Below are 16,493 nucleotides of genomic sequence, written 5' to 3'. Positions count from 1 at the left end.
GACGGTGCGGTGAAGACCTTCGGTGCCCGATTACAGCACGCCATGCGGCATCTCGGGCCACTGTGCGTCGGCATCGATCCGCATCCCGGCCTGCTCCGATCGTGGGGTCTCACCGACGATGTCGACGGTGTCGAGGCCTTCGCCGAGATCTGCGTGGAGGCTTTCGACGGCCGGGTTGCGCTGATCAAACCGCAGGTCGCCTTTTTCGAGGCTTACGGTTCCGGCGGAATCGCGGTGCTCGAGCGCACCATCGAGGTGTTGCGCGCATCGGGCACCCTGGTGCTCGCCGATGCGAAGCGCGGCGATATCGGCTCGACCATGGATGCCTACGCGCGGACCTGGCTCGCCGACGGCACGCTCGGCTCGGATGCGGTGACGGTCTCGCCGTATCTCGGATTCGGTTCCCTCGCACCGGCTTTGACGCTCGCGGAGGCGAACGGGCGCGGTGTCTTCGTACTCGCCGCCACCTCGAATCCCGAAGGTGCACAGGTGCAGCGGGCAGTGGCGGCGGACGGTCGCACGATCGCGCAGACCATGGTCGATGCGGTGGCGCAGTGCAATGCGGGCCAGGAATTCGGCTCGGTCGGCATTGTGCTCGGCGCCACCCTCACCGAAGCGCCGGATCTCGCCGGGCTCAACGGCCCGATCCTGATGCCGGGCGTCGGCGCGCAGGGTGGCGGTCCGGAAACTGCGCGTGAGCTGGTGCCGGAGCAGTCGTTGCACGCCGCGGTGCCGACCGTTTCGCGCGAGGTGCTCGGCGTCGGCCCATCCGTGTCGGCACTGTGTGCCAAGGTGAGCGCGCTGCAGGAGGAGTTCGCCTTCCTGCGGCGATGACGCGTGACGATTGCGATGGACCGACGCTTCGGGCGTCGGTCCATTTCGCGTTTCGGGCGAGGCGGGCACGTTGATCGGGGATGACGTGTCATATCGAACAGCTGTGCGGCCCGCTGCGCCGATTTCCCCGCCACCGGGCACACCGGTGGCCGAGGCGGCGTCCTGATCGATCACGGAGCCAACTGGCCCGGCACAGAGTGCCGTTCGCTGTCGCCGTGCTGTGGTCCAGGCCAATGCCAGGACTTTGTGGCGATCCGCGAGTCGGGCGTCGGTTCGGGAGGTAAGGAAGCCTGAAGTCGGTCATTTCGAGCCTCCGACACGCGCAAGAACAACGCGACACGCGGAAAAATCCCAGAAAATTCCAGGTCGGACACGTGACCGGTTGCTGGTCCGATGCACGTTGGCGCCGCAACCGCTCCGCTAACCCGCTTTCGGCATGAAAAAGCCCTGCTAGCGGGGCGTTTCGAGATTTCGGCGGTAGGATCACCGCAGCGATCGACACGCTGTGCGCATCCCGCCGGGCCTACCCTTACGACATCGGCGAATCATGCGCTGACCTGGGGGGTGGGTTCGCAATCGGGCAACGTCGTGGGTACGGTCGCTGAGACTGCTGGGTTACCGGCAGGAGTTGATGTAATGAACGATGAGACGGAGGAACCGTGGCCCTTCCCCAGCTGACTGACGAGCAGCGCGCCGCTGCTTTGGAGAAGGCGGCTGCCGCTCGCCGTGCTCGGGCGGAGCTCAAGGAGCGCCTGAAGCGTGGCGGCACCGACCTGAAGCAGGTCCTCACCGACGCCGAAACCGACGAGATCCTCGGCAAGATGAAGGTGTCGGCGCTGCTGGAGGCCCTGCCCAAGGTGGGCAAGGTCAAGGCGGCAGAGATCATGAGCGAGCTGGAGATCGCCCCCACCCGGCGTCTGCGCGGACTGGGTGATCGGCAGCGCAAGGCGCTGCTCGCCCGATTCGACTTCGCCTGACCACCAAGGTGGTCGAACACACGCGGAAGGGTCGACTGGTAGTGCTGGTCGGCCCCTCGGCCGTGGGCAAGTCGACCGTGGTCCGCTGCGTCCGCGAGCGACTGCCCCAGCTGGTCTTCAGCGTGTCGGCGACAACCCGGGCCCCCCGGCCCGGGGAGGTCGACGGCCGCGACTACCGGTTCGTATCCCGGGAGGAGTTCGACGCCATGATCGCGGCGGGCGAACTCCTCGAGTGGGCTGATATCCACGGGGGACTGCAGCGCTCGGGTACACCGGCGAAACCGGTGCGTGACGCACTCGCCGCCGGCCTGCCGGTGCTCGTCGAGGTGGACCTCGAGGGCGCGCGGTCGGTGCGCAAGGCCATGCCGGAGGCGCTGCTGGTATTTCTCGCCCCGCCCAGCTGGGAGGAACTGGTTTCCCGGCTGACCGCGCGGGGTACCGAATCACCCGAGGTGATCGCCCGCAGGTTGGAGACCGCCAGGACGGAATTGGCGGCCTGTGACGAGTTCGACATCGTCATAGTGAACGACGAGGTGACCAGCGCCTGTGAGCAGTTGGTATCGTTGTTCGTTAGCACAAATTCGAGTTCGTGACCCGCACTCTCGGAAAACCACCCAACCCGAAGAACCGATCCCCGCAGGAGCCCTCTCAGTGAGCAGTACGGACATCAAGCCCGCGCCCGCATACGACACTCCGGTCGGCCTCACCAACCCGCCGATCGACGAGTTGCTCGAGCGCACGTCGTCCAAGTACGCGCTGGTGATCTACGCGGCCAAGCGGGCCCGTCAGATCAACGACTACTACAACCAGCTCGGCGACGGCATCCTCGAATACGTCGGCCCGCTGGTCGAGCCGGGTCTGCAGGAGAAGCCGCTGTCGGTCGCGATGCGTGAGATCCACTCCGACCTGCTCGAGCACTCCGAAGGCGAGTAACAACCACATCTAGGCCGGAGGCGTAGTGACCACACGGATCGTCGTCGGCGTCGGCGGAGGGATCGCCGCCTATAAGGCCTGTTCGATCGTGCGCCGGTTCACCGAGACCGGGCACCAGGTACGGGTGATCCCCACCGAGTCGGCGCTGCAGTTCGTCGGTAAGGCAACCTTCGAGGCGCTGTCCGGGAATCCGGTGCACACCGATGTGTTCACCGATGTCCCCGAGGTGCCGCATGTGCGGTTGGGCCAGGAGGCGGACCTTGTGGTCATCGCTCCGGCGACCGCCGATCTGATGGCGCGTGCCGCACAGGGCCGCGCCGACGATCTACTCACCGCCACCTTGCTGACGGCCCGATGTCCGGTGTTGTTCGCGCCCGCGATGCATACCGAGATGTGGGAGCATTCGGCCACCGTCGCCAATGTCGCGACGCTGCGCGCGCACGGTGCGATCGTCATGGAACCCGCGTCGGGCCGGTTGACCGGTACCGATACGGGACCCGGCCGGTTGCCCGAGCCCGAGGAGATCTTCGGGCTGGCGACGCTGCTGCTGGAACGCGCCGACGCCATCCCGCGTGATCTGGCGGGCCGCCGCGTGGTGATCACCGCGGGCGGCACCAGGGAACCGCTGGATCCGGTGCGTTTCCTCGGCAATCGCAGCTCCGGCAAGCAGGGCTACGCATTGGCCAGGGTCGCCGCGCAGCGCGGCGCCCACGTCACGTTGATCGCGGGCAACACGATCGAGATGGCCGCACCCGCCGCCGTCGATCTGGTGCACATCACCACCGCCGAACAGCTCAAGACCGCCGTCGAGAAGCATGCGCTCGGTGCGGACGCGGTGATCATGGCCGCGGCCGTCGCCGACTTCCGGCCGACCACCGTGGCCGCGGCCAAGATCAAGAAGGGCGCGCACGAGCCCGACGTGATCCCGCTGACCAAGACCGACGATATTCTCGCTGGACTCGTTCAGTCGCGACGTGATGGTCAGCTACCTGGAACCGCGATCGTCGGGTTCGCCGCCGAGACCGGTGACGAGCACGGCGATGTGCTCACGCACGCGCGGGCCAAACTGGCGCGTAAGGGCTGTGATCTGCTGGTCGTCAACGCGGTCGGCGAGGGCAAGGCGTTCGAGGTCGACACCAACGACGGCTGGCTACTCGGTGCCGACGGCACCGAACAGGCGCTCGACCACGGATCGAAGGCATTGCTCGCGAGCCGGGTGCTGGACGCGCTCGGTCCGCTGCTGCGCTGAGACCTGTTGCGGCGCTTGGTTTGTGCTGTGCATCGAGGATGTCCGGTGGATACACCGCCGCGTGATGGTTAGGCTGTTGTCGACCGCAACCCGGACTGGTCGATGTGTTGGAGGCTGGAGCCCCGGCCCGACATATCGACGGATTTCAATAGTCTGAGACAGTTGCCTGTCGTCAACCCCGTCGTGTCGGTGGTTTGGAATAGTCTGAATGAAGGGTTGTGCGGTGGCCACATCGCGTTACCGTCGCAATCCGATACGAGTAACCCGTTGAGGGAGAGGGAAGAACTGTGCCCACGTCTGGCAGCCGCCTTTTCACCAGTGAGTCCGTGACCGAAGGTCATCCGGACAAGATCTGTGACGCCATCAGCGATTCCATCCTCGACGCCCTGCTCGCGGCGGATCCGCGCAGCCGGGTCGCGGTGGAAACTCTCGTGACCACCGGCCAGGTGCACGTCGCGGGTGAGGTAACCACGTCGGCTTATGCGGATATTCCGAAAATCGTCCGAGAAAAGGTTCTGGAAATCGGATACGACTCGTCCGCAAAGGGTTTCGACGGAAATTCCTGCGGTGTGAATATTGCAATCGGCGCACAGTCGCCGGATATCGCACAGGGCGTCGACACCTCGCACGAGGCACGTACCGCCGGATCGGATGACGAGATCGAGCGGCAGGGCGCCGGCGACCAGGGCCTGATGTTCGGCTACGCCAACACCGACACTCCCGAGCTGATGCCGCTGCCGATCGCGCTCGCGCACCGGCTCTCGCGCCGGCTGACCGAGGTTCGCAAGTCGGGTGTGCTGCCATATCTGCGTCCCGACGGCAAGACCCAGGTCACCATCGAATACGACGGCGACCGTCCGGTCCGCCTGGATACGGTCGTGATCTCCACACAGCACGCCGCCGATATCGACCTGGACAACATGCTGGCACCCGATATCCGCGAGAAGGTCGTCGACGTGGTGCTCGCCGATCTCGAGCTGCCCGCGCCGCTGGATGTCTCCGATATTCGCCTGCTGGTGAACCCGACCGGCAAGTTCGTTCTCGGTGGTCCGATGGGCGATGCCGGCCTGACCGGCCGCAAGATCATCGTGGACACCTACGGCGGCATGGCTCGTCACGGTGGTGGCGCGTTCTCCGGTAAGGATCCGTCGAAGGTGGACCGCTCGGCCGCCTACGCCATGCGCTGGGTCGCCAAGAACGTCGTCGCGGCCGGACTCGCCGAGCGGGTCGAGGTCCAGGTCGCCTACGCCATCGGCAAGGCCGCACCGGTCGGTCTGTTCGTAGAAACCTTCGGCACCGAGAAGGTCGATCCGGCGCGCATCGCCACGGCCATCACCGAGGTCTTCGATCTGCGTCCCGGCGCGATCATCCGCGACCTCGACCTGCTGCGCCCGATCTACGCGCCGACCGCCGCGTACGGCCACTTCGGCCGCACCGACGTCGACCTGCCTTGGGAGCATACCGACCGCGCCGACAAGCTGCGCGCAGCCGTCGGCTTGTAGGAGTAGCTGATATGGATAAGCCGACCTGTGCTGGGAGGCCCTGCCTGATGCGCGCGGACAAGCTGCGCGCAGCCGTGGGCTTGTAGGAGTAGCTGATATGGATAAGCCGACCTGTGCTGGGAGGCCCTGCCTGATGCGCGCGGACAAGCTGCGCGCAGCCGTGGGCTTGTAGGAGTAGCTGATATGGATAAGCCGACCTGTCCTGGGAGGCCCTGCCTGATGCGCGCCGACAAGCTGCGTGCAGCCGTGGGCTTGTAGGAGTAGCTGATATGGATAAGCCGACCTGTGCTGGGAGGCCCTGCCTGATGCGCGCGGACAAGCTGCGCGCAGCCGTCGGCCTGTAGGTATATCGGGGCCCGCGTGCACGAACCCACAGCGGACCTCACCGCCGTGGCTTCCGCAGGGGCGGGAGCCACGGCAACGCACGATTCGACAGCAGCGAGACACCCGATCGCCCGGGTGCTTCCGCTGCTTTCGCCTGCTCACCTGGACCGCGACTTCGACTATCTGGTCCCTCCTGAGCTGGACGAAATCGCCCAACCCGGCGTCCGAGTCCGCGTCCGTTTCGCCGGCCGCCTCGTCGACGGGTATCTGCTGGCCCGCCTGTCGCGCAGCGACCACACCGGAAAAATGGTCGAACTCGAACGCGTGGTCTCCGCCGAACGCGTCCTGACCCCGGAAATCCTGAAACTGGCCACCGCCGTGGCCGCCCGCTACGCAGGGACCCGCGCGGATGTTCTGCGGCTCGCGATTCCGCCCCGGCATGCGCGCACCGAGAACGGGGGGGCGAAGAAGGCGGCCGTATCGTCGTCGCCCGGCTCACCGTCGCCAGATGCCACGCTGGTGACTGACTCGGCGGCATTGGCAGCTGACACTGTCGGGCCTACTGGAACTCCGAATGCCGCAGCGGCGGTGGTGGATTCGCGTGACCTGCCGACGGTGGGTGATTCGGCGACGGGGGCCGATTCCGCCGAATCCGCTGCGGCCGACGCTGCGGTCGCGGCGCTCGATCATTCCGTCGATGCGCCGACGGTGGCCGGCGAGGGCGAGGCGGTCGACGTTCGCGATCGGTTCGGTACTGCTCCGGCGCCCTCGCGCTCGGCCGATCATGTGATGGTCGCTGGTGTTGGATCGGAGTCGCTGTCAGCGGATTCGATCGAATCGGTGGAGGACGTTGCCGCGGCCGCCGACCGACAAGGGGAGGTGGAACCGGAGGGTGCTGACGCTCCGGTGGGTGAGCGCGCTGTCGTTGCTGCTGAATCAGCGAATATTGTTGCGGTACCAGCTGATTCGGGTGGCACCGGGCTGCCGGACGGTGTGGAATGGCGGCCGTGGGAGCGCTACATCCATGGGGCGGCGTTTGTGTCGGCGCTGGGGCAGGGGAAAGGAGTGCGGGCGGGATGGCAGGCGGTGCCCGGGGAGGATTGGGCGCGGCGGTTGGCGGAATTGGCGGCGGTTGTCGTTGGGCGGGGGCGCAGCGCGATTCTGATGGTCCCGGATCAGCGGGATCTAGATCGCGTGCTGGCGGAATGTGTTCGGCTGGTGGGGGATTCGGCGGTCGGGTTGGCTGCGGGGCTGGGGCCGGCCGCGCGGTATCGGCGGTGGTTGGCGGCATTGCGGGGGACCGCACGGGTGATTGTCGGGACGCGCAGTGCGGTGTTCGCTCCCGCAATTGATCTCGGGTTGATCGCGATCTGGGACGACGGCGACGACACCTATGCCGAGCCTCGAGCGCCGTATCCGCATGCGCGCGAGGTCGCGATGCTGCGGGCACATGACACCGGGGCGGCATTCGTCGCGGCCGGATTCGCGCGAACGGCGGAGATCCAGGCGGTGGTCGATTCGGGGTGGGCGCACGATCTGGTCGCCGATCGTACTGTGGTGCGCAAATTTTCCCCGCGCATCAGCGCACCGGGTGATTCCGATATCGCGATGGAGCGTGACCCGGTCGCGCGCGCGGTCCGCATTCCCGCCGTTGGTTACGCTGCCGCGCGATCCGCGCTGAAGGAAGGTGCCGCGGTGCTGGTGCAGGTGCCGCGGCGCGGATACATTCCGGCGCTGGCCTGCGTGAAATGCCGTACGCCCGCACGATGTCGGCGCTGCAATGGCCCACTTTCCTTGCCGGACGGCCGGGCTGGGCATCGCGGCGAGACCGCGCACAGTCCAGCATGTCGCTGGTGCGGTATCACCGAGGCCGCCTTCCGCTGTCCGGCTTGTGCTTCCAGAGCGCTACGTGCGGTGGTGATCGGTGCGGCCCGGACTGCCGAGGAACTCGGTCGGGCCTTTCCCGGCGTACCGATTCGCGGATCCAGCGGCGGCGCGGTACTCGACACGGTGGAACCGGGACCGCAGGTGATCGTGGCGACGGTCGGCGCCGAACCGGTGCTGCCCGGCGGCTACGGCGTCGCCCTGCTGCTCGACGGATGGGCGCTGCTGAGCCGGGCGGACCTGCGCGCCGCCGAGGACACCCTGCGTCGCTGGATGTCGGCGGCCACCCTGGTGCGCAATCACGGCCAGGTCATCGTGATGGCCGAACCTTCGCTACCCACGGTCCAGGCGCTACTGCGCTGGGATCCGGTCGGCCACGCCCGCGCCGAGGTGGCCGGCCGCGCCGAGGTCGGATTCCCACCTGCCGTCCGCATGGCCGCCATCGACGGCACCGCCGACTCCATCGCCGAATTGCTCTCCGCTGCAAAGCTTCCCGACCATGTCGACATCCTCGGCCCAGTACCCCTCCCGCCCGGCGCCCGCAAACCCTTCGACAGCGGCGATACCCCCGCCGAAGTCGAACGCATGCTCCTGCGCGTACACCGCACCGCCGGCACCACTCTCGCCCGCGCCCTCGCGGCCGCCCAGGCGGTCCGCAGCACCCACCGCTCCGACGCCCCCCTCCGCGTCCAAATCGACCCTGTCGACATCGGCTGATCCCCAACGAGAGCCTGGCGCTCACCGTGCCGACGACCACGTCCAACGCGCCCGGAACGGGCGCGAACAATAAGGGCGCGGTCTGTGAACTTGTCCCCGCACCGCAGTGGACTCGCCCCGGCGCGACCGCCTTTAGACCCGCGGCCGGGACGGCGACCACCACTGACCTGCCTTCGTTCGACGACAAGCTGCTGGTCTGCCTCGGTGTCGATGGGCGAGATCGCAAGGGCGAGTGTCAGATTCGAGCCGCCGGCGAGGTTAGCCGAAGATGGCGCGATTGCGTTGCGCCCATTCGGCATACGATGTCGCGGGCCGTCCGAGCACCTGCTCGACATCGGCGCTGACCTGCTGCTCGGCCGGTGTCGGCGTGCCGAGGATATCGAGCGTGCCATCCGCCACATCCTCCGGCATGAATCGCAACATGCCGGAACGCGCCTGATCGCGGGTCAATTCGACGAATTGCAACGAAATTCCCAACGCCTCTTCGACGGCTTGGGCCTGCTCGCGCGGACTGATCGCGGCGGGACCGGTCAGTTCATAGGTGCGTCCGGAGTGGCCGTCCGTGCGTAATACGGTTGCGGCGACCTCGGCGATATCTTCGGGATCGATGGCGGGCAGTGCGGTATCGGCGAAGGGGGCGGCAATCACCTGCTCGGCCCGGATCGACTCGATCCACGCGTAGGTGTTGGAGAAGAATCCGGTGGGCCGCAGGATCGTCCAGTCCAACTCCGATCGCTGCAGCGCGGACTCGAACGCATGCAGTCGAGCATGTGACGCCAGTCCGGGCCGGGTACCCGTCGCCTGCGACGACAGCAGCACCACCTTCTTGACTCCACCCGCCGCGGCGACCTCGATGAACCGCGCCGGATCGGGTCCGGTCACCAGCTGCGGCCCGGTCAGCAGCAGGAAGAGCGCATCCGCGTTTTCGACTGCGGGGGAGAGGCTTTCGGGATCGGCGAGATCGGCCCGCCGATGCCGCACGTCGTCGGCCACGACGATGTCCTGATTCCCGCGGGATACGGCGGTCACCTGCGCACCGGCGGCGGCGAGGTGGCGCACGAGGGTACGTCCGATATTGCCGGTCGCTCCGGTCACTACGATCACGTTCACTCCTGAGTTAGTTGACTGACTTAAATGAACGTAGCGGATGGATCCGGCGCTTGTCTATGGTTAGTTGCATGACTAACTCAGTCGAAGGTCGGCGCGCGACGCCCAAGGCGGGCAAGCGTGAACGCCTCGCCGCCGCGGCCGCTCAGGTGTTCCACGAGCAGGGCGTCGAGAAGACGACCATCGCCGATATCGCGCGGGTCGCCGATGTTCCGCTCGGCAATGTGTACTACTACTTCAAGACCAAGGATCAGCTGGTCGAGGCGGCACTCGGCGCGCACGCGCAGACGCTGCAGGAGTTGATTGCCGTGCTCGAGCAGTACGACGAGCCGCAAGACCGGCTGAAGGCGCTGGTCCGAGGCTGGGTGGACCAGCGTGACCGCGCCGTGCAATTCGGTTGCCCCACTGGGACTTTGGCCTCGGAGCTGGGAAAACGTGGCGACGGCCTGGAGTTGGCATCGGCGGCGAGTATTCGCACGCTGCTCGACTGGATCGAGCAGCAGTTCGCGGCAATGGGTCGCGCGGATGCGGGGGAACTCGCGGTTGCGCTGTTCGCCGCCTATCAGGGGATCTCGTTGCTGACCAATACCCTCCGTGATCCGGAACTCATGGTGACCGAGGGGCATCGGCTCGAGCGCTGGATCGATTCGCTTGCGCCATAGTGGAGTTTCCCGGGTTGATGAGCGCCTGGTCGGTAACTCTCGGTTCGCGACGCCGAGACGCTGGCCACGATGGCGAGTGTCCGGCTGCCACACCGTGTTCCGTCGGGCTTCCGCGGAATTGGGTGCCGAACGCCACTTGGCGCTCTGACTTGCATGCGGCATTCGGCGGTGACTTGTTCCATCAGGACAAACCACTCATGTGACTAGTTCCTATGCGGGCCGCGCATCGACCGATGTGCGGCCCATCCCTCGTTTCAGAGCGCCGGTCGGTTCGTGTCGCCCGCCACCCTTGCATGCGATGCATTGTCGATATATCGTTGATAACGTGAGATATACACGAGAGCCCGAGGAGGCTGACATGGAGAACATCGAATACGGAGAATTCAGAGGTCGTGGTCGCTGGCGGAAGCCTGGTCACGACGAGGGCGACGCCGGTCATCGCCAGCATCGCCGCGGTGGGCGGCACGGTTTCGGACCCGAGTTCGGACCGAGTTTCGGGCCCGGCTTCGGCCCGGGATTCGGACGTGGGCGTGGCCGCGGTGGCCGGGGCAGGCGCGGTGACGTGCGTGCCGCGGTGTTGTTGTTGCTCACCGAGCGTCCGATGCACGGCTACGAGCTGATCCAGCAGATCAGGGAGCGCAGCGACGATGTCTGGCGCCCGAGCCCGGGATCCATTTACCCGGCGCTCGCGCAGCTCGAGGACGAGGGTCTGGTGCTCATCGAGAAGGTCGCCGGTCGCAAGACCGCGAAGCTCACCGACGCGGGCGAGACCTACGTCGCCGAGCGTCGGGACGAACTCGGCGATCCCTGGGCCGATGTCAAGGAGGACGTCGGCACTCAGGCGATGGATCTGCGCGCACTGATCGGACAGCTGATGGGTGCGGCCGCCCAGGTCGCGGCGGCGGGTACTCCGCAGCAGGCGGCTCGGGCCGCGGAGGTGCTGACCGAGGCGCGTAAATCGCTATACCGCATTCTCGCCGAGGACGACGCCCCCGAAAAGTAATGGCAGTGTGAAACGCCGCCTGAGCGTGCACTTTTCGAGCGGATCGGGTACATCATTGTGATATGGAACAGCCGAATGGTCAGTGGGGTTGGGGAGTATCACAGTTCAGGCGAGTGGTGTCTGCCGGTGTATTGGCCGGAGCCGTCTTCTTCGGCTCCGGCGCGGCACCCATAGCAAGTGCCGAACCAGCTGGTCCTGCGCCGGTGAGTGGCCAGATCGCCGGATATCGCCCGCCGGATGTACCCACCCAAATCGGTCCGTCCCAATCGGACCACCTGGCCGCGGCGGTGTATCAGAAGGCGCACAAGAACGTTGCCCCGGCTGGTACCAACAACTTCGACTGCAAGCCGACCGCCGAACATCCCCGCCCGGTCGTCCTGGCGCACGGCACCGATTCCTCGGCGTACTCCGACTGGGCGGCCATCGGCCCGCAGATCTCGGCGCTCGGCTTCTGTGTCTTCGCACTCAACTATGGCGGTGCACCGGGCAAAGACACCTGGGGCACCGAGGACATGTGGGTGAGCGCCTACCAGTTCGGCGCATTCGTCGACCAGGTAATGGCCGCCACCAATGCCACCCAGGTCGATATTGTCGGATTTTCCCAGGGCGCCAACGTCACTCGCTACTACGTGAACAAGCTCGGTGGCGCGCCGAAGGTCGGTCAATGGATCGGCCTCGCATCGCCGAGCTACGGCGGGGTGATGTACGGACTGGTGCCGGTGGCGCAGTCGATTCCGGGTGCGCTGCAGGCCGTCGCGCAGGTCACCTCACTCGCGGCGGTGCAGCAGGTGCAGGGCTCGCCGCTGATGGTCGAACTCAATGCGGGCGGTGACACGGTGCCCGGCCCGCACTATGTGACCATCGGCAGCCGCGTCGACGAGATGATCCAGCCGTTCAGCAATATCGCACTGCACCACGGCCCGAACGTGGAGAACATCGCACTGCAGGACGAATGCGCGATCGACGAGACCGGTCACTTCCACATGGTCTACGACCCATTCGTGCAGGAACTGTTGCTGCGGACGCTGGACCCGGTCCACGCACCGGCTCCGACGTGCCGAGAGGTGCCGCTCGGCACCGGCATTCCCGAGGTCATCATCGCCGGACATTCCTGACGACCGCCATTCGGTCGACCGGGCGGAGGCGTCGACCCTTCGCCCGGCTCGGCTGTCCATGCCGGACTTACGCCGTATGGGAAGATGCGTAACTCGCGGCCGAAGTCGAGTCTCGAATCCCATTGAGCCGGATGCGAGTACTTTCCACGGCGATCGGCGTCGCTGACACGAGTGGTATCGAAGCGCTGACGATGCGTCGGTTGGCGGAACTGCTCGGGTCGAGGCGATGTCGCTATATCACCACGTGGCCAACAAGGAAGACGTGCTGGACGGCATCGTCGACGCATCGCGGGGGAGATCAACGAGGTCGTTGCCGACATCGATGTGCCCGCTGCCGGCGCCGCGTGGCAGCAGGCCGTGCGGCAGCGGATTCTGTCCGCACACGAGGTACTGCTCCGACATCCGTGGGCGCCGGGTGTTTTCCAGACGCGGACCAATACCAGCCGGGCAGTGCTGCGCTACTACGACGGCCTGCTCGGGCTGATGCGCGAAGGCGGCTTCTCCTACGACCAGACCCACCACGCGATGCATGTGCTCGGTAGTCGGGCACTGGTTTCACCCAGGAGTTGTTCGGTACCGGCGGCCGTGCGCTACCAGGAGGAAGGCCATGCCACCGGAAAGGTGGTCGTGGTCGACGACTAGCGGATCAACCGCGCCTGCCGTGCAGGTAGTCGCTGACCACGGCGGCGCCGAGTCCGTCCAGATCCGGGGCGACGACGCGACCGCCGCTGCGGCGGGCCACCAAATCGACGAACGCGGCCAGGCTCGGATCCTCGCCGAGCATGAAAACGGTGACCGATGCACCGAGCTTGGCCAGGGCGTCGACCTGGGCCATTGTCACGGCCATGGTGCGCGGTGCGGTCGGCCAATTGAAGTACGCCGCACCGTTCGGATCCAGGTGCGCGGTCGGCTCGCCATCTGTCACGACGAGTACGACGGGCACCGCATCCGGATGTCTGCGCAGATGGCGTGCGGCCAGCAGTAATGCATGGTGCAGGTTGGTGCCCTGTTCCCAAACGGGTTCCAGCGCAGTCAGTTCGCCGATATCGACGGTGGTGGCGTGCCGACCGAAGGTGATCAAGCTCAGTGCGTCGGAGCGGAACCGGGTGCTGATCAGCTGATGTATCGCGAGGGCAGTGCGTTTCATCGGCAGCCATCTGCCCTCCTGCACCATCGACCACGAGGTGTCGACGCAGAGCGCAACAGCGGCCCGGGAGCGCTGCTCGGTTTCCATGATCTCGACATCGGACACATCTAGCGTGACGCCGCGACGGCCCACCGACAACGAGCGCAGCACCGCATTGCGCACCGTCCTCGGTACGTCCCACGGTTCGGTATCGCCGAACTGCCATGCCCGGGTGGCGCCGGTCGGCTCACCCGCCGCACCGGCCAACCGGGTATCTCGCTCGCCGCGCCGGGACCGCAACCGCCCGATGACATCGCGCAGTGCGGTCTCGCCGAGCCGTCGTAAAGCCTTGGGCGTCAACCGAAGTGAGCCGTCCGGTGCTCGTTCGAATACGCCCTGTCTGCGCAGTTCGCGTTCCAGTTCGGCCAACCGGGCGGCATCCACGCTCGCGTCGTCGCCGAGTTGGCGGGCCAGGGCGTCCAGATCGATATCCTCGAGGCTGGCGCCCGGATAGGACTGGCTGAGCTGTTCGGCGAGCGCGTCCAGTTCGGCGAGATCCTGCAGGGCTTGGGTGCCCGCACCGAGGCCCAATGGATCGTTGCCCCGAAACCGCTGGGCGGAGTCCCAGTCCTCGCCCGGCCGCAGCGCCCGCAGCGCGGCGTCGAGTGCGGCGACCTGCTGGGCAATGCGCGGATCGCCGAATGCCTGCCCGATCATCTCGGCCAGTTCGGCTTGCTGTTCGGCAGACATCGAGTTCAGCATGCGTTGTGCGGCGGCGGACCTGGCGGCGAGCGCGTCGATCAGCTCATCGGTATTGCGCGGATTCTCGGGGAAGAATTCGCTGTGCTCGGCCATGAATTCGGCGAACTGCTGTTCGGTGTCTTCGCCTCTCGCATGCGCCGCGAGCAGGTCGTTCAGATCCGATAGCATCCGTCCGACGCGCTCGACATCCTCGGGAGTGGTGTTCTCCAGGGCCTGTTTCATGCCCTGGAACCGGGATTCGAGCAGTTCCTGACCGAGCAGGTCGCGGATCTTCTGGTAGTTTTCCCTGCCGGTTTCGGATCGCCATTGGTAATCGGCGAGTTCGTTGACGGCGGCCGCGGTGCTGGGCGGCAAGGCATCCAGCTGTGCCTCGGCGAATCTGGCATCGTCGGAGGGATCAGGAAACAGTTCGCGGCGTTCGGCTTTCAGAGCCTGTTCCAGCAGCTCACGGACCTGTTGCAGGGTGCCGTCGAGCCGGTGTCGTCTACTGATCTCGGTGCGGCGCTGCCACACCTGCCGGGTGAGCTCATCGAGCCCCCGCATTTCGCGCATACCGCGGCGCAGCAACTCCTCCAGTGCGGAGCGGGGGGAGCTGCCCTCCATCACGTCGCGCCCGATCTGGTCCAGCGCCTCGCGCAGATCGAGCGGAGGCGCCAGTGGATCGGGTCCGTCGTGATAGGGCCCGTAGGCGTAGCGGTCGGGCGCGGTCATGAGCCGTACACCGCGACGCCGTCATCGGAATCCTTGGCTATCTGACGAGCCAGATAGAGGGCTTCCAGCGCGAATTCGACCGCGGACGCGATGCGGGCCGGCGGTTCGTCGGCGCCGACGCCGAGCCGCCGCGCCACCTCGTGCAGGACAGGCAGTTCCGGCAACGCCGAGAGCACATCCTTGCCAGGGACGCGTTCGCCGGTGGTGACCAGATGACCGTCGCCGACCGCCTCCGCCAACGGCCGCAGATTCAGGCCGCCGAGCAGCGCACTCCCGGCCTCGGCGAACGAACGCCGCATCAGGTGTGCGAGATGCTCCTGCTCACGCCCTTCCTCTCCGGACTCGAATTCCAGCTTGCCGCGCAATACCGCGGGCACGGATTCGAGGTCGACGGGTCGCGCGACCGCGGGACGCTCGCCGGTGAGCGCCGATCTGCGCAGTGCGGCAGCCGCCACCGTCTCGGCGGCGGCCACCGCGAATCGGGCGGATACGCCGGAGCGCTGGTCGATCGCGGACGATTCGCGCAGGTGTCGCACGAATCGGGCGAGCACCTCGATCAGCGGGTCACCGACCTCGGCCACCAATTCGGCCTCCTGACGGACCAGCGCCACCTCGGCCGGCACGCTCAACGGATAGTGGGTGCGGATCTCCGCGCCGAACCGGTCCTTCAGCGGAGTGATGATCCGGCCTCGGTTGGTGTAGTCCTCGGGGTTGGCGGTGGCGACGAGCAGCACGTCGAGAGGTAGTCGGAGGGTGTAACCGCGGACCTGGATATCGCGCTCCTCCATCACATTCAGCAACCCGACCTGGATGCGTTCGGCGAGATCGGGCAATTCGTTGATGGCGACGATGCCGCGGTGCGCGCGCGGTACGAGCCCGAAGTGGATGGTCTCAGGATCGCCGAGGCTGCGGCCCTCGGCCACCTTGACCGGATCGACATCGCCGATCAGGTCGCCGACCGAGGTGTCCGGAGTTGCGAGTTTCTCCGCGTAACGCTCGGAACGGTGCCGCCAGGTGACCGGCAGGTCGTCGCCCAACTCCTCGGCCAATCGGCGACCGGCCGGGCTGATCGGCGCGAGTGGATGCTCGCCCAGTTCGGTACCCACGATGACGGGTGTCCACTCGTCGAGCAGGCCGATCATGGTGCGCAGTAGCCGGGTCTTGCCCTGGCCGCGCTCACCGAGCAGTACGACGTCATGGCCGGCCAGCAGTGCACGTTCCAGCTGCGGCAGGACGGTCCGATCGAAGCCGACGATGCCCGGCCACGGATCGTCACCGGAACCCAACCGGGACAACAGGTTCTCGCGAATCTCGGACTTCACGCTGCGCGGCAGATGGCCGCCCGCGCGCAATTCGCCGACGGTAGTCGGCAGGTGTTCAGGAACAATCACCCCATCGACGCTACGTGGGTTCGGCGACGCGGTCGACGTTCAGGGTGCTTGGAAACAAGCCGGAAATAAGCTTGACAAGCACAGGCGGCCGGGCGGAGGGGTGAACACCCCGCCCGGACCGCATTGGAGTTCTACCAGCTTTTTCCCGTTCGGTCGGGGAGATCGGCGTGAACGGTGTCGCTCTCTAGAATGAATC

14 protein-coding genes are annotated in these 16,493 nt (G+C 66.5%); 11 read left to right on the top strand and 3 right to left on the bottom strand.

The genetic code is table 11. The features are described from left to right. Positions 1-9: 9 nt before the first annotated feature. The 7 genes from pyrF (at position 10) to ACQPXH_RS18520 (ending at position 8,420) form a co-directional block, all read left to right on the top strand. The gene (gene pyrF, locus ACQPXH_RS18550) at positions 10-834 is read left to right on the top strand and encodes an orotidine-5'-phosphate decarboxylase (protein ID WP_433603500.1); all 825 of its coding nucleotides are present in this window, start codon (positions 10-12) and stop codon (positions 832-834) included. A gap of 659 nt (positions 835-1,493) precedes the next feature. After that, on the top strand, positions 1,494-1,811 hold the full coding sequence (gene mihF / locus ACQPXH_RS18545) for an integration host factor, actinobacterial type (protein ID WP_062993489.1): 318 nt from the start codon (positions 1,494-1,496) through the stop codon (positions 1,809-1,811). 8 nt (positions 1,812-1,819) lie between these two features. Continuing rightward, a complete protein-coding gene (gene gmk / locus ACQPXH_RS18540) occupies positions 1,820-2,404 on the top strand; it encodes a guanylate kinase (protein ID WP_433597798.1) in 585 nt (194 codons plus the stop codon). 58 nt (positions 2,405-2,462) lie between these two features. After that, positions 2,463-2,744: a DNA-directed RNA polymerase subunit omega gene (gene rpoZ / locus ACQPXH_RS18535; RefSeq protein WP_040692158.1), complete on the top strand. Its 282-nt coding sequence runs from the start codon at positions 2,463-2,465 to the stop codon at positions 2,742-2,744. A 25-nt stretch (positions 2,745-2,769) separates the two neighbouring features. Next, the gene (gene coaBC, locus ACQPXH_RS18530) at positions 2,770-3,993 is read left to right on the top strand and encodes a bifunctional phosphopantothenoylcysteine decarboxylase/phosphopantothenate--cysteine ligase CoaBC (RefSeq protein ID WP_433597796.1); all 1,224 of its coding nucleotides are present in this window, start codon (positions 2,770-2,772) and stop codon (positions 3,991-3,993) included. 287 nt (positions 3,994-4,280) lie between these two features. Then, positions 4,281-5,495, top strand: a complete 1,215-nt coding sequence (gene metK, locus ACQPXH_RS18525; protein WP_433597795.1) for a methionine adenosyltransferase — start codon at positions 4,281-4,283, stop codon at positions 5,493-5,495. Between the two features lie 459 nt (positions 5,496-5,954). Further along, positions 5,955-8,420: a primosomal protein N' gene (locus ACQPXH_RS18520; protein WP_433597794.1), complete on the top strand. Its 2,466-nt coding sequence runs from the start codon at positions 5,955-5,957 to the stop codon at positions 8,418-8,420. Positions 8,421-8,678: 258 nt separating this feature from the next. Here ACQPXH_RS18520 and ACQPXH_RS18515 read toward each other — a convergent pair whose 3' ends face one another. Then, positions 8,679-9,524, bottom strand: a complete 846-nt coding sequence (locus ACQPXH_RS18515; RefSeq protein WP_433597792.1) for an NAD(P)H-binding protein — start codon at positions 9,522-9,524, stop codon at positions 8,679-8,681. Between the two features lie 74 nt (positions 9,525-9,598). Between ACQPXH_RS18515 and ACQPXH_RS18510 the strand changes: the two genes are divergently transcribed. From ACQPXH_RS18510 to ACQPXH_RS18495, 4 genes are all read left to right on the top strand, one after another. Continuing rightward, positions 9,599-10,189, top strand: coding sequence for a TetR/AcrR family transcriptional regulator (locus tag ACQPXH_RS18510; protein ID WP_433597790.1), 591 nt, complete (start codon positions 9,599-9,601; stop codon positions 10,187-10,189). 358 nt (positions 10,190-10,547) lie between these two features. Further along, positions 10,548-11,192, top strand: coding sequence for a PadR family transcriptional regulator (locus tag ACQPXH_RS18505; RefSeq protein ID WP_433597789.1), 645 nt, complete (start codon positions 10,548-10,550; stop codon positions 11,190-11,192). A gap of 113 nt (positions 11,193-11,305) precedes the next feature. Continuing rightward, positions 11,306-12,307 (top strand): esterase/lipase family protein, encoded by a 1,002-nt coding sequence (locus ACQPXH_RS18500; protein WP_433597787.1) that lies wholly within the window; start codon positions 11,306-11,308, stop codon positions 12,305-12,307. Between the two features lie 324 nt (positions 12,308-12,631). Continuing rightward, positions 12,632-12,949, top strand: coding sequence for a TetR/AcrR family transcriptional regulator C-terminal domain-containing protein (locus tag ACQPXH_RS18495; protein WP_433597785.1), 318 nt, complete (start codon positions 12,632-12,634; stop codon positions 12,947-12,949). Positions 12,950-12,953: 4 nt separating this feature from the next. On the opposite strand, the gene ACQPXH_RS18490 is transcribed toward ACQPXH_RS18495, so the two are convergent. Then, positions 12,954-14,906, bottom strand: a complete 1,953-nt coding sequence (locus tag ACQPXH_RS18490; protein ID WP_433597784.1) for a VWA domain-containing protein — start codon at positions 14,904-14,906, stop codon at positions 12,954-12,956. Continuing rightward, the gene (locus ACQPXH_RS18485) at positions 14,903-16,297 is read right to left on the bottom strand and encodes a sigma 54-interacting transcriptional regulator (protein WP_433597783.1); all 1,395 of its coding nucleotides are present in this window, start codon (positions 16,295-16,297) and stop codon (positions 14,903-14,905) included. Before ACQPXH_RS18485 ends, ACQPXH_RS18490 begins: the two co-directional genes overlap by 4 nt. Positions 16,298-16,493: the final 196 nt, after the last annotated feature.

This window comes from Nocardia sp. CA-135953 (assembly GCF_050955735.1).
In the GTDB taxonomy this organism is placed as follows: domain Bacteria; phylum Actinomycetota; class Actinomycetes; order Mycobacteriales; family Mycobacteriaceae; genus Nocardia.
The sequence above is the reverse complement of the archived record's forward strand: the minus strand, read 5'-3'. Positions and strand labels throughout refer to the sequence as shown.

What these genes read in the sequence shown, in the direction of transcription:
- ACQPXH_RS18510 (WP_433597790.1), top strand. Translation starts at nt 9,599, where the DNA reads ATGACTAACTCAGTCGAAGGTCGGCGCGCGACGCCCAAGGCGGGCAAG.
- ACQPXH_RS18505 (WP_433597789.1), top strand. Translation starts at nt 10,548, where the DNA reads ATGGAGAACATCGAATACGGAGAATTCAGAGGTCGTGGTCGCTGGCGG.
- ACQPXH_RS18490 (WP_433597784.1), bottom strand. Translation starts at nt 14,906, where the DNA reads ATGACCGCGCCCGACCGCTACGCCTACGGGCCCTATCACGACGGACCC.